Source organism: Plantactinospora mayteni (assembly GCF_016862935.1).
GTDB classification, from domain to species: domain Bacteria; phylum Actinomycetota; class Actinomycetes; order Mycobacteriales; family Micromonosporaceae; genus Plantactinospora; species Plantactinospora mayteni.
Genome location: NZ_BONX01000032.1, coordinates 1 through 14,890 on the forward strand (window position 1 = coordinate 1; position 14,890 = coordinate 14,890).

The following is a 14,890-nucleotide window of genomic DNA, read 5'->3' on the forward strand; positions in this document are numbered from 1 at the left end:
GGAGTTGCCGTTGCCGTTGCCGTTGCCGTTGCCGTTGCCGTTGCCGTTGCCGTTGGAGTTGCCGTTGCCGTTGCCGTTGCCGTTGCCGCCGACGTCGGCGCCGTCGCGGTCGTCGGCGATCAGCAGGCGCAGTCCGGCCCGCCGGGCCGCCGCAGGTAGCGCGTCGATGCCGGGGGCGGGCTCGGCGGCCACCCGTACCACCGCGGTGAGCCGGCCGTCGGCGGTCAGCCCGAGCAGGGTGCCACCGTCCGGGCGGAGCCGGTCTACCTGCTCGGCGCCCACCCCGTCGGGCAGCCGCAGCGCGTCGAGCGGGCCGAGGGTCCAGCCGTCGGCGTCGCGTACCCGGTCCGGGGTTTCCGGGTCGAAGAGGTCGAATGCCCGGGCCGCCACCTGCTCGGCGTCGGCGTCGGGCAGTGGTACCAGGTCGGTGAGGGCGCCCCGGGCGGAACGCAGCGCGGCGGCGTCCAGTACCAGCACGTCGAGGCGCTCCAGTTCGCGCAGCACCGTACGGTCCATGGCGATCACGCCCCGGCGGGCGAGCAGCCAGCCGAGCCGGGCAGCGTACCCCTCCCGGCCGGCGACGGCGGCGCTCGGGATGCTGGCCAGGGCCAGTGAGGCGGCCCGCTTACGGCCGGCCAGGGAGAGCAGGGCGGCCCCGGCGACGGTGCCGGACTCCAGTACCCGGGCCAGGTACCGCTCGACCGGGCCGTCCGGCTTCGGGCGCGGTCGCTCGTCCCTCGGCGGTGCCGCCCCGGCCCGTTCCGGAGTACCGGCCAGCAGCGGTTCGGCCTGTTCCCAGGCGGCCAACTGGGCCCGGGCCTCGCCCCATTGCAGCACCCGTTGGGCGCCGTCGAGCAGGATCCCGGCCCAGCCGCCGGTCAGGCCCTGCGCCAGTACGGTGGCGAGCGGCAGCCAGGAGTCGGCCCGATGGTCGCCGCGTAGCCCCCGTCCGGCCAGCGCGTGCAGCCTCGGGTGCAGGTCCACCGCGCGCAGCAGGCCGGCGAGTTCGCCCGGTGCCCGGGTGAACGGCAGGATCCGCACCGCCGCCGAGAGGCCGAGCCCGAACGCGTCCGTCGCGATCCGGGTCATCGCCCGCCGGGTCCGTGGGCCCTCCTCCGGGGGATGCGGTTCCGCGCAGTCCGGGTCGCGGTCCCGTCCGTCGGTACGCTCCACCGCGCCGATCACCGCGATCAGCTCCCGTACGCGGGGCGCGGGCGTACCGACCGCCACCACCACCCGCCCGGAGGGGGCGTTCACCCGGGCCCACTCGACCCCGGGCAGCTCCTCCAGCGCCCGTTCGATCTGCGCGGCCAGCCGTTCGCCGCCGGGCTGGGCGATTCCGTGCACCTCGATGTGGTGCCGGCCGGGCCGGGACCAGACCGCACGGCGCTTGAGTCCGGCGGCCCGGGCCGCCCGGGTCACCATCGACTCGGCGTTCTGCGCGACTCCGGCGACGAGCTGCGGCACGCTGCGCGGCGACAGGGCTTCGGGCAGGGCGGGCAGGTGGACGCGGCGCAGGTCCACGCCGGGAAGTCGCAGCCCGAGTGGCGTCATCGACCGGAGCCGCCGGCCGGCCGGCCGCTGCGCCCCGAGTCGGGTACGGTCGGCGCGACCAGGGTGGCCAGGATGGCGGGACGGCTGTCGCTGGCCGCACTCGGGTACCGCATCTCGCCCTCCCAGAGCCGTAGATCGGCCCTGCGTTCCCGGTCGGCGCGGCCCTATGCCCTCTTCCGGCGTTAAATCTCCCTGCCGTCAGACCCCGGCCAGGGCGGGATCGGCCGAGCCGTCCGGGGTGCAGACGTCCGGTCCGCCGCAGTCACCGGACCGGTCGTCCGCCGGACTTTCGGGCGCGGCTGCCGGCCCGGTGAGGCCGGCGAGCAGGTGGCGCGGCCCCGGCCCGGTGCTGGCCATCACGTCGTCGGGATTGGAGAGCGCGCACCGGTCCAGCGACAGGCAGCCGCAGCCGATGCAGTCGGCGAGGTCGTCGCGGAGCCGTTGCAGGGCGACGATCCGCTCGTCGAGCTGGCCGCGCCAGTTCGCCGACAGTCGGGCCCAGTCCGCCCGGGTCGGTGTGCGCTCCTCGGGGAGGCTGGCCAGGGCCTCCCGGATCTGGGCCAGCGGCACGCCGACCCGCTGGGCGAACCGGACGAAGGCGACCCGGCGCAGGATGTCGCGGCCGTAGCGGCGCTGGTTGCCGCTGGTCCGGGTACTGGTGATCAGCCCCTTGGCCTCGTAGAAGTGCAGGGCCGAGACGGCGACACCACTGCGCTCGGCGAGCTGTCCCACGGTGAGAGTGTGTGCGGGTTCGGTCACCGGTCGAGGGTATCCCGAATAGCTCAACTAATGTTCAGGTGTGGCGTACCCCGCAGCCGGGCCGGCGGGGCGGAATTCGGTGGACCGGGTCGGCACCGCACCGCAAGCTGATCCCGTGGCTGATCTTCCGGAGCTGTACGTCGCGGTCGACGTCGAGGCGGACGGGCCGATCCCCGGGCCGTACAGCATGATCTCGTTGGGCATGGCGGTGGCCGGGCGGCCCGAGCTGGCCTTCTACACCGAGCTGCGCCCGATCTCCGACGAGTTCGTGCCGCAGGCGCTGGCCGTCTCCGGGCTGGACCGGGAACGCCTGCTCCGCGAGGCGCCGCCGGCTGAGGTGGCGATGGCCGCCGCGGCCAGGTGGGTGAACGGGCTGCGCAAGCAGGGCCGGCCGGTCTTCCTGGCCGCTCCCGCCGTCTGGGACGGGATGTTCGTGCACTGGTACTTCGTCCGGTTCACCGGCCGGAGTCCGTTCGGGGCGACCGGCTCCGGGGTGGACCTGCGCAGCTACTGGATGGGGCGGACCGGTGCCGAGTGGGTCGGTACGCACAAAGGCAAGATCAAGCACGCGCTCGGCCTGACCGGGATCCCGCACACCCACCACGCGGGCGAGGACGCGGCGGAGCTGGCCCAGGTCTTCGACGCCGTACTGCGGCACCCGGCACCGGAGCCGTCCACCCGGTCCGACTGATCCGCGCGCCGGGGTCGGCGCCTCGCCCCTCGCCCCTCGCCCCTCGCCCCTCGCCCCTCGCCACCCGACCGGGCGACCCGCGCCCAGTACGCGAAAAATTTCCAGATTTGGCGCCTAGCCTCGAACGCATGATCTACATGGCTCTGGCCGCGATGTTCTACGTCTGCGGCTTCGTCTTCCTCTACGGCGTGGTCCGGTTCGCCGTCCGGCACGCGATCGAGGATGTCGAACTGCGGCGGGAGCGGGCCGCCCAGGCGCCCGAACTGGACCGGCTCCGGGAGCGCACCCTGGTACCGGACAACGCCTTCCTCGCCGGTAGCTGACCGCCTCCGCCCGGCACTGCATCTTTCGCCCGGCACTCCGCCGTCGCTCGGCACTCCTCACTCGCCCTCGCCGTCCCGGCTGCGGTCGAGGTCGCCGCGACCCCGGCTGCGGTCGACGGGTCTCGGCCGCAGCCGAGGCGCCCCCGGATCGCGGTCGGTGTGCTCGGCCGGTGCGGTCGGTGCGAGGATCACGGGCGTGATGGGAACGCTGAAGACGGAGCCGGCCCGGACCCGCCAGGATCTGCTCGCGCCGCCGGTGACCGAGGCCCTGCACCGCTGGCCCGCCGACTCCCCGGTCGGCGTCGACGACATCCTGGTCGCGCCGATCGACGCCACCCTGGCCGACACCGCCGCCTTCTGCGCGGCCTACGACGTCGGGCTGGACGTGTCGGCGAACTGCGTGGTGGTGGCCGGCAAGCGGGAGGGCACGGTCCGGTACGCGGCCTGCGTCGTACTGGCCACCACCCGGGCCGACGTGAACGGGGTGGTCCGCCGCCACCTCGACGTACGCAAGGCGAGCTTCGCCCCGATGGCCGAGGCCGTCGAGCTGACCAGCATGGAGTACGGCGGCATCACCCCGATCGGGTTGCCCGGCTCGTGGCCGATCCTGGTCGACTCACGGGTGGTCGGCACGCCGTACGTGATCGTCGGGTCCGGCGTCCGGCACAGCAAGATCGCGCTACCCGGCGCCGCCCTCGGGCTCCTGCCGAACGCCGAGGTCGTCGAGGGACTCGCCCGCGAGGTCGGCTGACGAGTCGCCCGGGAGGTCGGCTGACGAGTCGTCCGGGAGGTCGGCCGAGGATCGGCTCGATCGGCCGGTCAACTGCCGCTCTGACGATCCGGTCGCGCGGTCCGGCCAGCAGATCCGGCATCCGCAGAGGACCACCCGGACCTGACCGGTGCCGGAGACCAGGCGTACCTGCCCGGGGCAGTGGTGCGGCGGCTCGGTCACCGGCGGGCGCAGGGCGAGCGCGCACGGCAGGCACAGCGTCGTCTCGCTCATCCGGGACACTCTCCTTCGCCCCCGCCGACCGGCTCGCCGCCGGTCACCCCGCCGAGGGGCCAGCGCAACCGTCGATGTCTACCACATTGGCAACCGGCTGTGCGGGTACGAATTGATCGTTCACCATTTCTCAATAAGACGCGTGCCGTCGCCAGTGGGCGGCAACCCGGCGGTTTACGGATAGGGCAAGGGCCGTCGTGGCGCGGCCCGTGTTCTCTCACGATGAGTGAAGGCTTTTCCACCTGAACCGCGCGGTGCGGGCGCCCGGCTCACACCTGGGGCCACGGCGGGTCCGCAAGGGAAGGTTGAAAAGGGTTGCCGGGAGGTGCGGCGGTCGCCGGCACGACCGCCGCACCCGGTGGGGCGCTGCCCGCCTCCCAGGGGGAAGACAGCGGGTACGCGCCCCGGCACCGCGCGGACCGATCACGAGCCGACCTGGAGGCCGATGAGGTCGAGCCGTGTCATACCCGCGGGCCGTGGAACTTCCGTCCCGGCACCGATCCCGAGGTCATCCCAGGCTTACGTTCTGCGCCCGGAAGCGGTAAAACATTGACCGGTGCCACATTGAACTGGAGCGATCCACATCCCCACGTTCTCGTAACCAGAGAACTACCGATAGTAGGCGCGGTTTTCAGGTGTTTTCCGGAGCGCACAGGCGGTAGACGGATGGATCACGTCGGCGCAAGGCTGAGGGTGGCACGTACGGACGCCCAGGTCACCCTGACCCAGATGGCGGCCCGCACCAACTACAGCAAGAGCCATCTGTGCAACGTCGAGCTCGGCAAGCGGCCGGCCACCCTGGACCTGGTCCTCGCCTACGAGCGGGTGTTGGGAGACAGCGTGAACCGTAGAGGTGCCCTCGCGCTCGCCGCGACCGTCGTTGCCTCCTCTGCCGTGGCCGAGCTGGTCCAGCACGGGTTCGCCGCCGCCATCGGGCCACGGCGGGACGTCGACGAGTGGGTTGCCCGGGCCGAGGCGTACGGGCAGGACTACATGTCGCTCGGTGCCGCACAGGTGCAGGCCCGGCTCGCCGCCGACCTCGTGGTACTGCAACAGGAGCTGGACAGTCCACACCTGTGGGGGGTCGCCGCCCGGTTGATGACGGTGCACGGCAAGACCCTGCCCGGAAACGACGGTGGCCGGGGAGCGATCCGGTCGTACGAGATGGCCGCGGTCGCGGCGGATCGCTCCGGTGACCTGGCGACCCGGGTCTGGGTACGCGGCCGGGCCGCCCTGGCGCTGGCGTACGAGGGGGCGCACCTGCCGGTCGCCGCCCGCCTCGCCGAGCAGGCCGTCGCGCTCTCCGACCGGCCGACCCTGGGCCGGTTGAACGCGCTGGCCGCGCAGGCGCACGTCGCCGCCTGCCGGGGCGAGACCGGCACCGGTCTGGCCAGGTTGGACGACGCCCGCCGGGTCTTCGACACGGCCGGCAGTTCGGAGCAGATCTCCGACTTCGCGGTGCCGCAGTGGCGGTTCCACACCTTCGAGTCGATGCTGCTGTCCCGGCTCGGCCACCCCGGGGCGGTGGCCGCACAGGACGCGGCGGACCGGACCCGGCCGGACACCCTGCCCCGGTTCGCCACCCACATCGAACTGCACCGGGGGCTGATGATGGCCTCCGCCGGAGACGCGGCCGGCGGCCTCGGCTACGCCCGGCGGGCGCTCGACCGGTTGCCACCCGAGCGGCACAGCCTGTCGTTGCGGCTGATGCTGGCCGAGGTGGAACGGGCGGCCGGAGCGGTGCTCTGACAGTGCCGCCGCTGACGGCAGCAGAGCGACACCTGTCGATACTGTTGCACGTGAAACGTTGCCCGGCCTTGGGTTTCGGCCCGGCGCGGCCCTCGTCGAGCCCGACCCCGACTCCGACCCCGACCCCGCGACCGCCGTCGGTTGGCTCAGTCGAGCTGCTCCCGGACCTGTCGCTTGAGCCGGGCCAGGACGGCGTTGCCGCCGCGTACCCGCAAGGGGCTGATCGCCTGGGCCAGCCCCATCCGCTGGTAGAGGTCGTCCGGTACGGCCAGCACCTGGTCGGCGCTCGCCCCGGCCAGTCCCTCGGCCAGGATCCCGGCGAAGGCCCGGGTGGTGGGCGCCTCCGGCGGGCAGTCGAACCAGGTGGTGACGGTGCGGTCGGCGGCCACCTCGGCACGCAGGAAGAATGCGGTCTGGCACTCCGGGACCTGCTCCATCCCGGCGTGGCCGGTCAACTCCGCCGGCAGCGGCGGCACCGCGTCGGAGAACTCCAGCAGCATTTCGAGGACCACGTCCCGGGGTGCGGCGGCGAACTCCGCCACGATCTCGGCGAGCTTCGGTGGCATCGACTGCGGCATGGGCCCCAGGTTACCGAGGTGCCTCACCGGCGCGGGCTGGCCTCGCTGACCTTGCTGAGCGCCGACGACGGGTCCAGGCGTGGCGCCAGGTCGCCCAGGGAGACGATGCCGACCAGTTGCCGGTCGTTGTCGCAGACCAGGATCCGGCGTACGGACCGGTCCCGCATCAGGGTCGCGGCCTCGGCGGCGGTGGAGTTCTGTTCGATCATCACGATGTCCCGGGGGGTCACCGAGCCGATGGTGGTCCGCCGGGCGTCCCGGCCCTCGGCGACGGCCCGGATCACGATGTCCCGGTCGGTCACCATGCCGAACAGGCTCGACCCGTCCGTCACCACCACGTCGCCGATGTCGGCGTCCCGCATGGCCCGGGCGGCCTCGTCCAGGGTGGTGGCCGCGGGCAGATAGACGATCCTCCTGGTCATGACGTCGCGGACTCTGACCTCGGTCACGATGTTCCTCCGTACCCCCGGTTTCCCGATAGCACCTGCTACCCCCTGGCCGGCACGCTAACACCCTGTCGGGTTTCCGATCGGCCACTCTCGGTTGTTGGACGGTATGGTGCGGTTGGCCCCGATAAGCCGGATGATCCGAGCGACTCTGTGAGGTGCGAGTGAAGGCCACCGAGCTGTCCGTTTCCGGCGCCTGGGAGTTCCTTCCGCAGCAGTTCTCCGACGACCGGGGCCGGCTCGTCGTCTGGTACGACGCGGAGGTCTTTGCCGACGCGCTCGGCTTTGAGTTGTCGGTGGCACAGGCCAACCAGAGTGTCTCCCGGCGGGGCGTCATCCGGGGTGTGCACTGGGCCGACGTGCCGATCGGCCAGGCCAAGTACGTCTACTGCCCGCGCGGCGCCGTACTCGACATGATGGTCGACCTGCGGGTCGGTTCGCCGACCTTCGGCCGGTACGAGGTGACTCGGCTGGACACCATCGACAACCGTGCCGTCTATCTGCCCGAGGGGCTCGGCCACGCCTTCGTCGCGTTGGAGGACGACAGCACCGTCAGCTACCTCTGCTCCGCCCGGTACGCCCCGGCCCGGGAGCGGATCGTGCACGTCCGGGACCCGGAGTTGGCGCTGCCCTGGCCGGCCGACCTCGACCCGATCCTCTCCGAGCGCGACGCCAGCGCGCCGAGCCTGGCCGAGCTGCGCGCCGCCGACCTGCTGCCCCGGTACGACGAGTGCCAGCGGCTCTACCAGGCATTGCGGGCAGGCCGGGTCAGCGGTTAGCCGGCCGCTGGACCGGTCAGCCGCGCCAGCAGCTCCGGCGCCGACAGTTCGGTGCGCTCGCCGGTGGCGCGGTCGCGCAGTTCGACGTACCCGTCGGCCCAGCGGCGGCCGACCACGACGGCGCGCGGGATGCCGATCAGCTCGGCGTCGGCGAACTTGACCCCGGCCGAGACGTGCGTCCGATCGTCGACCAGCACCCGCAGGCCACGCCCGGCGAGCTGCCCGCCGAGCTCCAGCGCCGCCTCCGCCTGCGGCCCCTTCCCGGCCGCCACCAGGTGTACGTCGCACGGCGCCACCGCCGCCGGCCAGACCAGTCCCCGCTCGTCGTGGTGCTGCTCGGCGATTGCCGCCACCGCCCGGGACACCCCGATGCCGTAGCAGCCCATCGTCAGCCGGACCGGTTTGCCGTCCTGACCCAGCACGTCGACCCGGAACGCGTCGGTGTAGCGGCGGCCGAGCTGGAAGACGTGCCCGATCTCGACGCCCCGGCGGATCGTCAGCACTCCCGGCCGGCAGGCCGGACAGCGGTCGCCGGCCCGGACCTCGGCCGCCTCGATCGTCCCGTCCGGGGTGAAGTCCCGCCCGCAGACCACGTCGGTGGCGTGCCGACCCGGCTCGTTGGCGCCGGTCAGCCAGGCCGTGCCCGGCGCCACCCGGGGATCGACCAGATAGCGGATGCCGAGCTTGGCCAGCAGTTGCGGGCCGATGTAGCCCCGGACCAGCTCGGGCCGGTCGGCGAAGCCGTCGAACATCGACACGGTGGCTGGGCTCAGCACTGCGGCGAGCCGCTTGAGATCGACCTCGCGGTCCCCCGGTATGCCGATGACCAGCAGCTCCGGCTCGTCCAAGCCGGGCCGGCGCAGCTCGACCACGACGTTCTTCAGGGTGTCGGCGGCCGTCCAGTCGGTCCGGCCGGTGAGCTGCCGGTCGTTGGCGAGCGCGACCAGGGACTCGATGGTCGGCGTCTCCGGGGTGTCGTGCCCCTGCGCCGGAGGGTGGGCGTGCGGGTCGCCGGCCGAGGCCGGCGGGGTGGTCACCGCCTCGGTGTTGGCGGCGTAGTCGCAGGCCGTACAGCCGACGAAGGTGTCCTCGCCGACCGGGGTGGTGGCGAGGAACTCCTCCGAGGCCGAGCCGCCCATCGCGCCGGAGGTCGCCGCCACGATCGTGTACGCCAACCCGAGCCGGTCGAAGATCCGCTGGTACGCCGCCCGGTGCCGGTCGTACGCCGCCGCCAGCCCGGCCCGGTCCAGGTCGAACGAGTAGGAGTCCTTCATCAGGAACTCGCGCGTGCGCAGCAGCCCGGCCCGGGGGCGCGCCTCGTCGCGGTACTTCGTCTGCACCTGGAAGATCGAGACCGGGAAGTCGCGGTACGAGGTGAAGGTGTCCCGGACCAGCAGCGCGGCCATCTCCTCGTGGGTCGGACCGAGCAGATAGTCGGCGCCCCGCCGATCCTTCAGGGTGAAGATGTCCTCGCCGTACTCGGTCCACCGGCCGGTCGTCTCGTACGGCTCCCGGGGCAGCAGAGCCGGGAAGAGCACCTCCTGGCCGCCGATCGCGACCATCTCCGCCCGGACCACCTCGGTGACCCGGTCCAGCACCAGTCGGCCGAGCGGCAGCCAGGTGTAGCCGCCCGGGGCGGCGCGACGGATGTAACCGGCCCGGACCAGCAGCCGATGGCTCGGCACCTCCGCGTCGGCCGGGTCCTCGCGCAGCGTACGCAGAAACAGCGTGGACATCCGTAGCAGCATCCGGGCAGCCTAGACCCGGTACGGGGACGAAGCATCCGGATTGTCTGGTCGGTCGGAGCGGGTGTCGTACCGATCCGAGCCCGATCCGGGTGGCCGGATCCGGGCGTGCGGTGCCGGTCACCTTCGCCCGGCGGGCGTACCCGGGACGGGTGCCGGCTGGAAGACTTGCCCGGGCCGGCGGGGGCCGGCACCGGTGGGAGTCGGAAGTAGTGCAGGGGAGGCGCGACATGCGCTGGCGCAACTTCGTGGCGGTGGGCGACAGCTTCACCGAGGGACTGGACGACGCGTACCCGGACGGCAGTTTCCGGGGTTGGGCCGACCTGGTGGCCGCGACGCTGGCAGCCGAGGCCGGGCCGGATTTCGGGTACGCCAACCTGGCGATCAGGGGCCGGCTGTTCGGCAACATCGTGGCCGAGCAGGTGCCCGCCGCGCTGGAGATGCGCCCCGACCTGGTCAGTTTCGCGGCCGGCGGCAACGACGTACTGCGCCGCAACTTCGACCCGGAGGCTCTGGTCGCGCGCTTCGACCAGGTGGTCGCCGAGTTCCGGGCCGCCGGGGCGGACGTGCTGCTGTTCCGGTTCGCCGACGTGATGTCCCGGCTCCCCGGGCAGCGGCTCGTCGCGCCCCGGGTGGCGATGTTGAACCGGGCGGTTGGCGAGACGGCGGAGCGGCACGGGGCGAAGCTGGTGGACCTCTACGGCGACGAGGTGTTCCTCAACCCGGTGCTCTGGAGCCCCGACCGGCTGCACCTGTCGGCGGCCGGACACCGCCGGGTCGCCGGCCGGGTACTGGCCACCCTCGGCGTGGCGCCGGACGAGGGCTGGCTGGTGGTGCCGCCCCGGCCGGCGCCGACGCCGTGGCTGGCGGCCCGGGGCGCCGACCTGCGCTGGGTGGGGCAGCACTTCGCACCCTGGATCAGGCGCCGACTCACCGGCCGGTCGTCCGGCGACACCATCACCGCCAAGCGCCCGCTGCTGGCGCCGTACGCCCAGCGACGGCCCTTCGTGGACTGACCCCTCCGTGGACTGAATCTCGAAGCGAGGCGGTCGGCCTTCCTGGCTAGGTGGTCAGCCGACCTGGAAGCCGAGGGCCTGGGCGAGCACGATTGTCTGGGTGGCGTCGACGATCGCGCCGGAGCGTTCGACGGTGGTCGGGTCGAGCGTGCTGAGATCGCTGCCGCGCAGGTCGCACCGGACGAACCGGGCCGCGCGCAGTTGCGCGCCGGAGAGGTCGACGTTGGTCAGGATCGCGTCGGTGCAGTTCGCGCCGGTCAGGTCCGCCTCGCGCATCCGTACCCCCTGGATCGTCACCCCGCGCAGGTCGGCGCCGGAGAGACCGACGAACGACCAGTCCCCGCCGAGTACGGTGAGCGGCCGGACCGCCGAGTCGACGAACGTACTGCCGACCAGCTTGCAGCCGGCGAACTCGGCCTCGAAGAAGTTGCACCGGGTGAAGGTGCAGCGCAGGTACGCCGAGTCGGTGTGCCGGGAGGCGTTGAACCGTACGTTGCCGAAGACGCAGTTGGTGAAGCTGACCCGGTCCAGGGTCGCCTCGGTCAGGTCGACGTCGAAGAACTCGCAGTCGACGTACTCGTGTTCGACGAGCTCGTCGCCGTACCAGTCGTCGCGTCGGAAGGTCCGACCCTCGTGTCGCACGCCCGTTTGGGTCGGCTCGGTCACGTGACGACGCTAACCGAAGAGAGCCGGCCTCCTCCAGCAGGCGCCCGGCGTACGGTGGAGATCATGCCGATCCCGAGCGATCCCGCGCCCAGCCTCCAGGGCTACGCCGACCCGGAGCGCCTGGTCACCACCGAGTGGCTGGCCGAGCACCTGGGCCAGCGCGGGCTGGTGGTGATCGAGTCGGACGAGGACGTGCTGCTCTACGAGACCGGGCACATCCCCGGCGCGGTCAAGGTCGACTGGCACCTGGAACTCAACGACCAGGTGACCCGGGACTACCTCGACGCCGAGTCGTTCGCCCGGCTCTGCGCGGCCAAGGGGATCGGCCGGGACGACACGATCGTCTTCTACGGCGACAACTTCAACTGGTGGGCCACGTACGCGCTCTGGGTCTTCACCCTCTTCGGCCATCCTGATGTGCGGCTGCTCGACGGCGGCCGGCAGAAGTGGGTCGCCGAGGGGCGGGAGCTGACCCGGGAGCGGACCGAGCGGCCTCCGGCGGGCTATCCGACGCCGCAGCGGGACGACGCGCCGATCCGGGCGTACCGGGACCAGGTGCTGGCGCACATCGCGGCGGCCCGGCCGCTGGTCGACGTCCGCTCTCCGAAGGAGTACACCGGGGAGCTGACGCACATGCCGGAATACCCGCAGGAGGGTGCGCTGCGCGGCGGGCACATCCCGGGCGCGCTGAGCAAGCCGTGGAAGTCGGCGGCGAACGACGACGGCACCTTCAAGGGCCCCGACGAGCTGCGGGCGATCTACGCCGACCAGCTCGGGTTGTCGCCGGACGACGACGTGATCGCGTACTGCCGGATCGGCGAGCGGTCCAGCCACACCTGGTTCGTGCTGCGGCACCTGCTCGGCTACCCGAGGGTGCGCAACTACGACGGCTCGTGGACCGAGTGGGGCAACCTGGTCCGGGCACCTGTGGTCAAGGGCGACCAGCCGGGCGGCCTCGGCTAGCTACCCGGTCCGGCGCAGGTGAGCGCCGGGCCTGGCGCCACAAGTCGGCGTCGGGGGAACGAGTCGCTCGTGAAAGCTGTTTGAAAGACAAGATCTCTAGCTTTCTCCCGGAACGCGCTGGTGGTCCGGAAAACCACCAACCTGACGTGTCCCGTCGGGTTGTCGCGTCCGCCTGAACACAGGAGTTGGAGAGAAGATGAAGATCACCCCTGTCAAGCCGGCGATCGTACTCGTCGCTGCCGCCGGGATGTTCCTCGTCGGCGCCGCACCGGCGACGGCGCAGCCGACCACGACCACGACCAAGGCCACGACGACGACCACGACGACGGCCTCAGCCACGGCCCAGGATCCGGTCCAGATTCTTCAGATGTGCACCTACGAGGTCACCGGTGACGGGGTCCGGCTCCGGACTCAGCCCAACAACACGTCGACCGTGCTGGGCCTGCTCTACCGTGGTGACCGCGTGAACGGGCACTGGGAGGAGAACCAGAACGGCTTCCACCTGGTGTACAGCTCTCGGCACGGCAAGAGTGGCTGGGTGGCAACCGCGTACCTGAGCCTGGTGAGCTGCGTTCCAGGGCGGTAAACCCGGACGCCGTCGCTGGTCAACAGCCCGCAGGGGCGGTTCGCCGACGAACTAGGATTCGGTGGCGACGACGTGGCGCAGAGCCACCAACCCGGGTACGTCGATACGGTGCCGTACCGCCCCGGTGCCGGGGTCGACCCGGAGTACGGCGTCGGGCTGGCCGACGTACAGCCGGGAGCCGTCGGGCGGGCCGGCGAGTCCGCGTACCTCGGCCGGGGTGGACCAGCGCGGCACCGTGCCCCCGCCCGAGGTGGCCGCCATCCCGGCCACCTCGCGGCCGGCCCCGACCAGCAGCGTCCCGGCGGCGTCGAAGCTCGCGGCGGCGGTGGCCGGTACGGCGGCGGTGGCCGGTACGGCGTCGCCCGGCCCGGTGGTGCCGGCCAGCGCGTCGAACCGGACACTGTCCAGCACGGTCAACCCCTCGGGATCGATCGTGGCCAGTGCGCCGGAGCTGGTGTCCGCCACGTAGAGCCGGCCGCCGTCCGGGCTCAACGCGATCGTGTGCCCGGCCGCCGGCCGCTCACCGAACGGCGCCGGCAGGTCGACGCAGTACGCCCAGCGTTCGGTCAGGTCGAGGGTGTGCACGAAGGCGTGCACGTGCGGAGCGTCGTCCCGGGCCCCGGCGGCGTCCTGGCCGGCTGCGGCTGCGGCTGCGGCAATCCGGTCCCGGGTGTGTACGTGGTCCGGCTGGTGGGTGTAGAGGGTGAACAGCCGGCTGCGCCGCGAGTCGTACACCGCCTGCCGGCCCTCGCCGCGCATCTCCTCCTCGGCACCGGCCGGCACGACCGCCTTGACCCGGGTCAGCAACGGCTGCACCTGCCCGGACGCGAGATCGACGACCCGGACCCGATAGCGGTCCGGCGCGGTCGGCGGCAGGTAGTCGAGCACGAACAGTGACGTGCGGGACGCGTCGAACGCCTCCGGTTCGAGATTGCCGGGCAGGTCCAGCCGACGGCGTTGGCCAGCCCCGTCGGCGACCACGATCGTCGTCCGCTCCCGTGGCCCCGGCCGGTAGGGCGTGTGCCCCGGCCCAACATCGTCGGCGAGTGCCACCAGGTCGCCGTCGGCCGACGTGGTGCGGACCGCGAGCGCGCCGGTCAGGGTACCGGCGCTGACCGCCGCGCCGTCCGGCAGCCGATGACTCGTCAACCGGGTACCCCCGTCCGGGCGCTCGACCCGGACCAGCCGGCGGCCGTCACCGCTGATCACCGCCAGGGCGGGCTGGACCAGCATCCGCCCGGTCGCCGCGTCGACCACCGCCAGCTTGCCGTCGGCCAACTCCACCACCAGCGCCTCAGCCGCACCCAGCTTGCGGCGGGTGGCCTCCTGGTCGGCCCGGTCGCCGTCCCCGTCGTCCCCGTCACCGGATCGGAACTGGCAGCCGGCGCTGGCCGCGACCGCCCCGATCCCGGCGGTCCCGGCCAGCAGCGCGCCGGTCAGCCGCAACACGTCACGCCTCGTCGTCGTCATGCCCGGTAGAGGCATGACGCCCGCCGCCGGTTCCGCCCCGCCACGCCCCCGCCGCCCCCTCCGCCCTCTCCCCTCCGCGCCGTCGCCCCACCGTCGCCCCACCGTCGCCCCGCCCCGCCGCCGCCCCGCTGGGGCGGTTTTCAAGATTCTTGGCGACTTGGGGTTAGCAGCTCGCCATAACTCTCCAAGAATCTTGGTGGTCCCGGGTTGTGGGTGGCTTTTCAGCGGGAGCGGGGAGCCAGTAGACGATCCGGGCGGCGAGTTCGCGGGGGTCGGTGGTGGGCAGGTCCTGTAGCGCGCGTTGGAGTTGGCTGGCGAGGTAGACCAGCAGTCCGATCCGGTCGTTGCGGTAGGCGCGCAGCAGGCTGAGCCGGGCGGGTTGGCACGGCCAGGGCGCGCCGCAGGTTCGGCACCGGAACGACGGGCGTGCGGGTGTGTGCGGGCGGAACCGCGCGTGCGGGCCGTACATCGGGGTTTCCCGGTCACCGGTACTCGACCTGTCGGGTGCGCCCGGCCCGGTGCTGGTGGTGTCCGGTTCGGATGGGCGTCTCCCAGGTCGGGT

General features: G+C 72.6%; 16 protein-coding genes and 2 pseudogenes. 8 read left to right on the plus strand and 10 right to left on the minus strand.

Features of this window, described 5'->3' with window-relative positions:
• A pseudogene (locus tag Pma05_RS23055) lies at nt 1–1,554 on the minus strand (haloacid dehalogenase); the annotation flags it as partial.
• A 321-nt stretch (nt 1,555–1,875) separates the two neighbouring features.
• Nucleotides 1,876–2,313 (minus strand): annotated as a pseudogene (soxR, locus tag Pma05_RS23060) (redox-sensitive transcriptional activator SoxR); the annotation flags it as partial.
• Nucleotides 2,314–2,428: 115 nt separating this feature from the next.
• On the opposite strand from soxR, the gene Pma05_RS23065 reads away from it, so the two are divergent.
• Both Pma05_RS23065 and Pma05_RS23070 read left to right on the plus strand, forming a co-directional pair.
• A complete protein-coding gene (locus Pma05_RS23065) occupies nt 2,429–3,004 on the plus strand; it encodes an exonuclease (protein WP_203859549.1) in 576 nt (191 codons plus the stop codon).
• A 128-nt stretch (nt 3,005–3,132) separates the two neighbouring features.
• The gene (locus Pma05_RS23070; protein WP_203859550.1) at nt 3,133–3,327 is read left to right on the plus strand and encodes a hypothetical protein; all 195 of its coding nucleotides are present in this window, start codon (nt 3,133–3,135) and stop codon (nt 3,325–3,327) included.
• 57 nt (nt 3,328–3,384) lie between these two features.
• Here the strand turns inward: Pma05_RS23070 and Pma05_RS43535 are convergent, their stop codons facing one another.
• Nucleotides 3,385–3,519, minus strand: coding sequence for a hypothetical protein (locus Pma05_RS43535; RefSeq protein ID WP_275414740.1), 135 nt, complete (start codon nt 3,517–3,519; stop codon nt 3,385–3,387).
• A gap of 7 nt (nt 3,520–3,526) precedes the next feature.
• Here Pma05_RS43535 and Pma05_RS23075 point away from each other — a divergent pair, with 7 nt between their 5' ends.
• A complete protein-coding gene (locus Pma05_RS23075; protein WP_203859674.1) occupies nt 3,527–4,078 on the plus strand; it encodes a YbaK/EbsC family protein in 552 nt (183 codons plus the stop codon).
• Here Pma05_RS23075 and Pma05_RS23080 read toward each other — a convergent pair.
• A complete protein-coding gene (locus Pma05_RS23080) occupies nt 4,007–4,330 on the minus strand; it encodes a hypothetical protein (protein WP_203859551.1) in 324 nt (107 codons plus the stop codon). The two genes, Pma05_RS23075 and Pma05_RS23080, sit on opposite strands and share 72 nt — an antisense overlap.
• A gap of 666 nt (nt 4,331–4,996) precedes the next feature.
• Between Pma05_RS23080 and Pma05_RS23085 the strand changes: the two genes are divergently transcribed.
• Nucleotides 4,997–6,079, plus strand: coding sequence for a helix-turn-helix domain-containing protein (locus Pma05_RS23085; RefSeq protein WP_203859552.1), 1,083 nt, complete (start codon nt 4,997–4,999; stop codon nt 6,077–6,079).
• 146 nt (nt 6,080–6,225) lie between these two features.
• Here Pma05_RS23085 and Pma05_RS23090 read toward each other — a convergent pair whose 3' ends face one another.
• Both Pma05_RS23090 and Pma05_RS23095 read right to left on the minus strand, forming a co-directional pair.
• Nucleotides 6,226–6,657, minus strand: coding sequence for a SufE family protein (locus Pma05_RS23090; protein ID WP_203859553.1), 432 nt, complete (start codon nt 6,655–6,657; stop codon nt 6,226–6,228).
• 23 nt (nt 6,658–6,680) lie between these two features.
• Nucleotides 6,681–7,106, minus strand: a complete 426-nt coding sequence (locus Pma05_RS23095; RefSeq protein ID WP_203859554.1) for a CBS domain-containing protein — start codon at nt 7,104–7,106, stop codon at nt 6,681–6,683.
• A 161-nt stretch (nt 7,107–7,267) separates the two neighbouring features.
• Between Pma05_RS23095 and Pma05_RS23100 the strand changes: the two genes are divergently transcribed.
• Nucleotides 7,268–7,882 (plus strand): dTDP-4-dehydrorhamnose 3,5-epimerase family protein, encoded by a 615-nt coding sequence (locus Pma05_RS23100; protein WP_203859555.1) that lies wholly within the window; start codon nt 7,268–7,270, stop codon nt 7,880–7,882.
• On the opposite strand, the gene Pma05_RS23105 is transcribed toward Pma05_RS23100, so the two are convergent.
• Complete coding sequence (locus tag Pma05_RS23105; protein WP_203859556.1) at nt 7,879–9,630, minus strand: proline--tRNA ligase; 1,752 nt, start codon at nt 9,628–9,630, stop codon at nt 7,879–7,881. The genes Pma05_RS23100 and Pma05_RS23105 overlap by 4 nt on opposite strands.
• Before the next feature lie 227 nt (nt 9,631–9,857).
• On the opposite strand from Pma05_RS23105, the gene Pma05_RS23110 reads away from it, so the two are divergent.
• Nucleotides 9,858–10,643, plus strand: coding sequence for an SGNH/GDSL hydrolase family protein (locus Pma05_RS23110; RefSeq protein ID WP_203859557.1), 786 nt, complete (start codon nt 9,858–9,860; stop codon nt 10,641–10,643).
• Between the two features lie 54 nt (nt 10,644–10,697).
• Here Pma05_RS23110 and Pma05_RS23115 read toward each other — a convergent pair whose 3' ends face one another.
• Nucleotides 10,698–11,309: a pentapeptide repeat-containing protein gene (locus Pma05_RS23115; protein ID WP_239312919.1), complete on the minus strand. Its 612-nt coding sequence runs from the start codon at nt 11,307–11,309 to the stop codon at nt 10,698–10,700.
• Nucleotides 11,310–11,372: 63 nt separating this feature from the next.
• Here Pma05_RS23115 and Pma05_RS23120 point away from each other — a divergent pair, with 63 nt between their 5' ends.
• Nucleotides 11,373–12,272, plus strand: a complete 900-nt coding sequence (locus tag Pma05_RS23120) for a sulfurtransferase (protein ID WP_203859558.1) — start codon at nt 11,373–11,375, stop codon at nt 12,270–12,272.
• 196 nt (nt 12,273–12,468) lie between these two features.
• Nucleotides 12,469–12,858 (plus strand): SH3 domain-containing protein, encoded by a 390-nt coding sequence (locus Pma05_RS23125; RefSeq protein WP_203859559.1) that lies wholly within the window; start codon nt 12,469–12,471, stop codon nt 12,856–12,858.
• A 51-nt stretch (nt 12,859–12,909) separates the two neighbouring features.
• On the opposite strand, the gene Pma05_RS23130 is transcribed toward Pma05_RS23125, so the two are convergent.
• Together Pma05_RS23130 and Pma05_RS23135 are read right to left on the minus strand one after the other, a co-directional pair.
• Nucleotides 12,910–14,328: a hypothetical protein gene (locus Pma05_RS23130; RefSeq protein ID WP_203859560.1), complete on the minus strand. Its 1,419-nt coding sequence runs from the start codon at nt 14,326–14,328 to the stop codon at nt 12,910–12,912.
• Between the two features lie 163 nt (nt 14,329–14,491).
• Nucleotides 14,492–14,797, minus strand: coding sequence for a hypothetical protein (locus Pma05_RS23135; RefSeq protein WP_203859561.1), 306 nt, complete (start codon nt 14,795–14,797; stop codon nt 14,492–14,494).
• Between the last annotated feature and the right edge of the window lie 93 nt (nt 14,798–14,890).

Excerpts from the sequence above, each read along its gene's own strand:
- Pma05_RS23085 (WP_203859552.1), top strand. The coding sequence starts at position 4,997 with ATGGATCACGTCGGCGCAAGGCTGAGGGTGGCACGTACGGACGCCCAG.
- Pma05_RS23105 (WP_203859556.1), bottom strand. The coding sequence starts at position 9,630 with ATGCTGCTACGGATGTCCACGCTGTTTCTGCGTACGCTGCGCGAGGAC.
- Pma05_RS23090 (WP_203859553.1), bottom strand. The coding sequence starts at position 6,657 with ATGCCGCAGTCGATGCCACCGAAGCTCGCCGAGATCGTGGCGGAGTTC.
- Pma05_RS23070 (WP_203859550.1), top strand. The coding sequence starts at position 3,133 with ATGATCTACATGGCTCTGGCCGCGATGTTCTACGTCTGCGGCTTCGTC.
- Pma05_RS23110 (WP_203859557.1), top strand. The coding sequence starts at position 9,858 with ATGCGCTGGCGCAACTTCGTGGCGGTGGGCGACAGCTTCACCGAGGGA.
- Pma05_RS23075 (WP_203859674.1), top strand. The coding sequence starts at position 3,527 with ATGGGAACGCTGAAGACGGAGCCGGCCCGGACCCGCCAGGATCTGCTC.
- Pma05_RS23135 (WP_203859561.1), bottom strand. The coding sequence starts at position 14,797 with ATGTACGGCCCGCACGCGCGGTTCCGCCCGCACACACCCGCACGCCCG.
- Pma05_RS23080 (WP_203859551.1), bottom strand. The coding sequence starts at position 4,330 with ATGAGCGAGACGACGCTGTGCCTGCCGTGCGCGCTCGCCCTGCGCCCG.
- Pma05_RS23125 (WP_203859559.1), top strand. The coding sequence starts at position 12,469 with ATGAAGATCACCCCTGTCAAGCCGGCGATCGTACTCGTCGCTGCCGCC.
- Pma05_RS23130 (WP_203859560.1), bottom strand. The coding sequence starts at position 14,328 with ATGACGACGACGAGGCGTGACGTGTTGCGGCTGACCGGCGCGCTGCTG.
- Pma05_RS23120 (WP_203859558.1), top strand. The coding sequence starts at position 11,373 with ATGCCGATCCCGAGCGATCCCGCGCCCAGCCTCCAGGGCTACGCCGAC.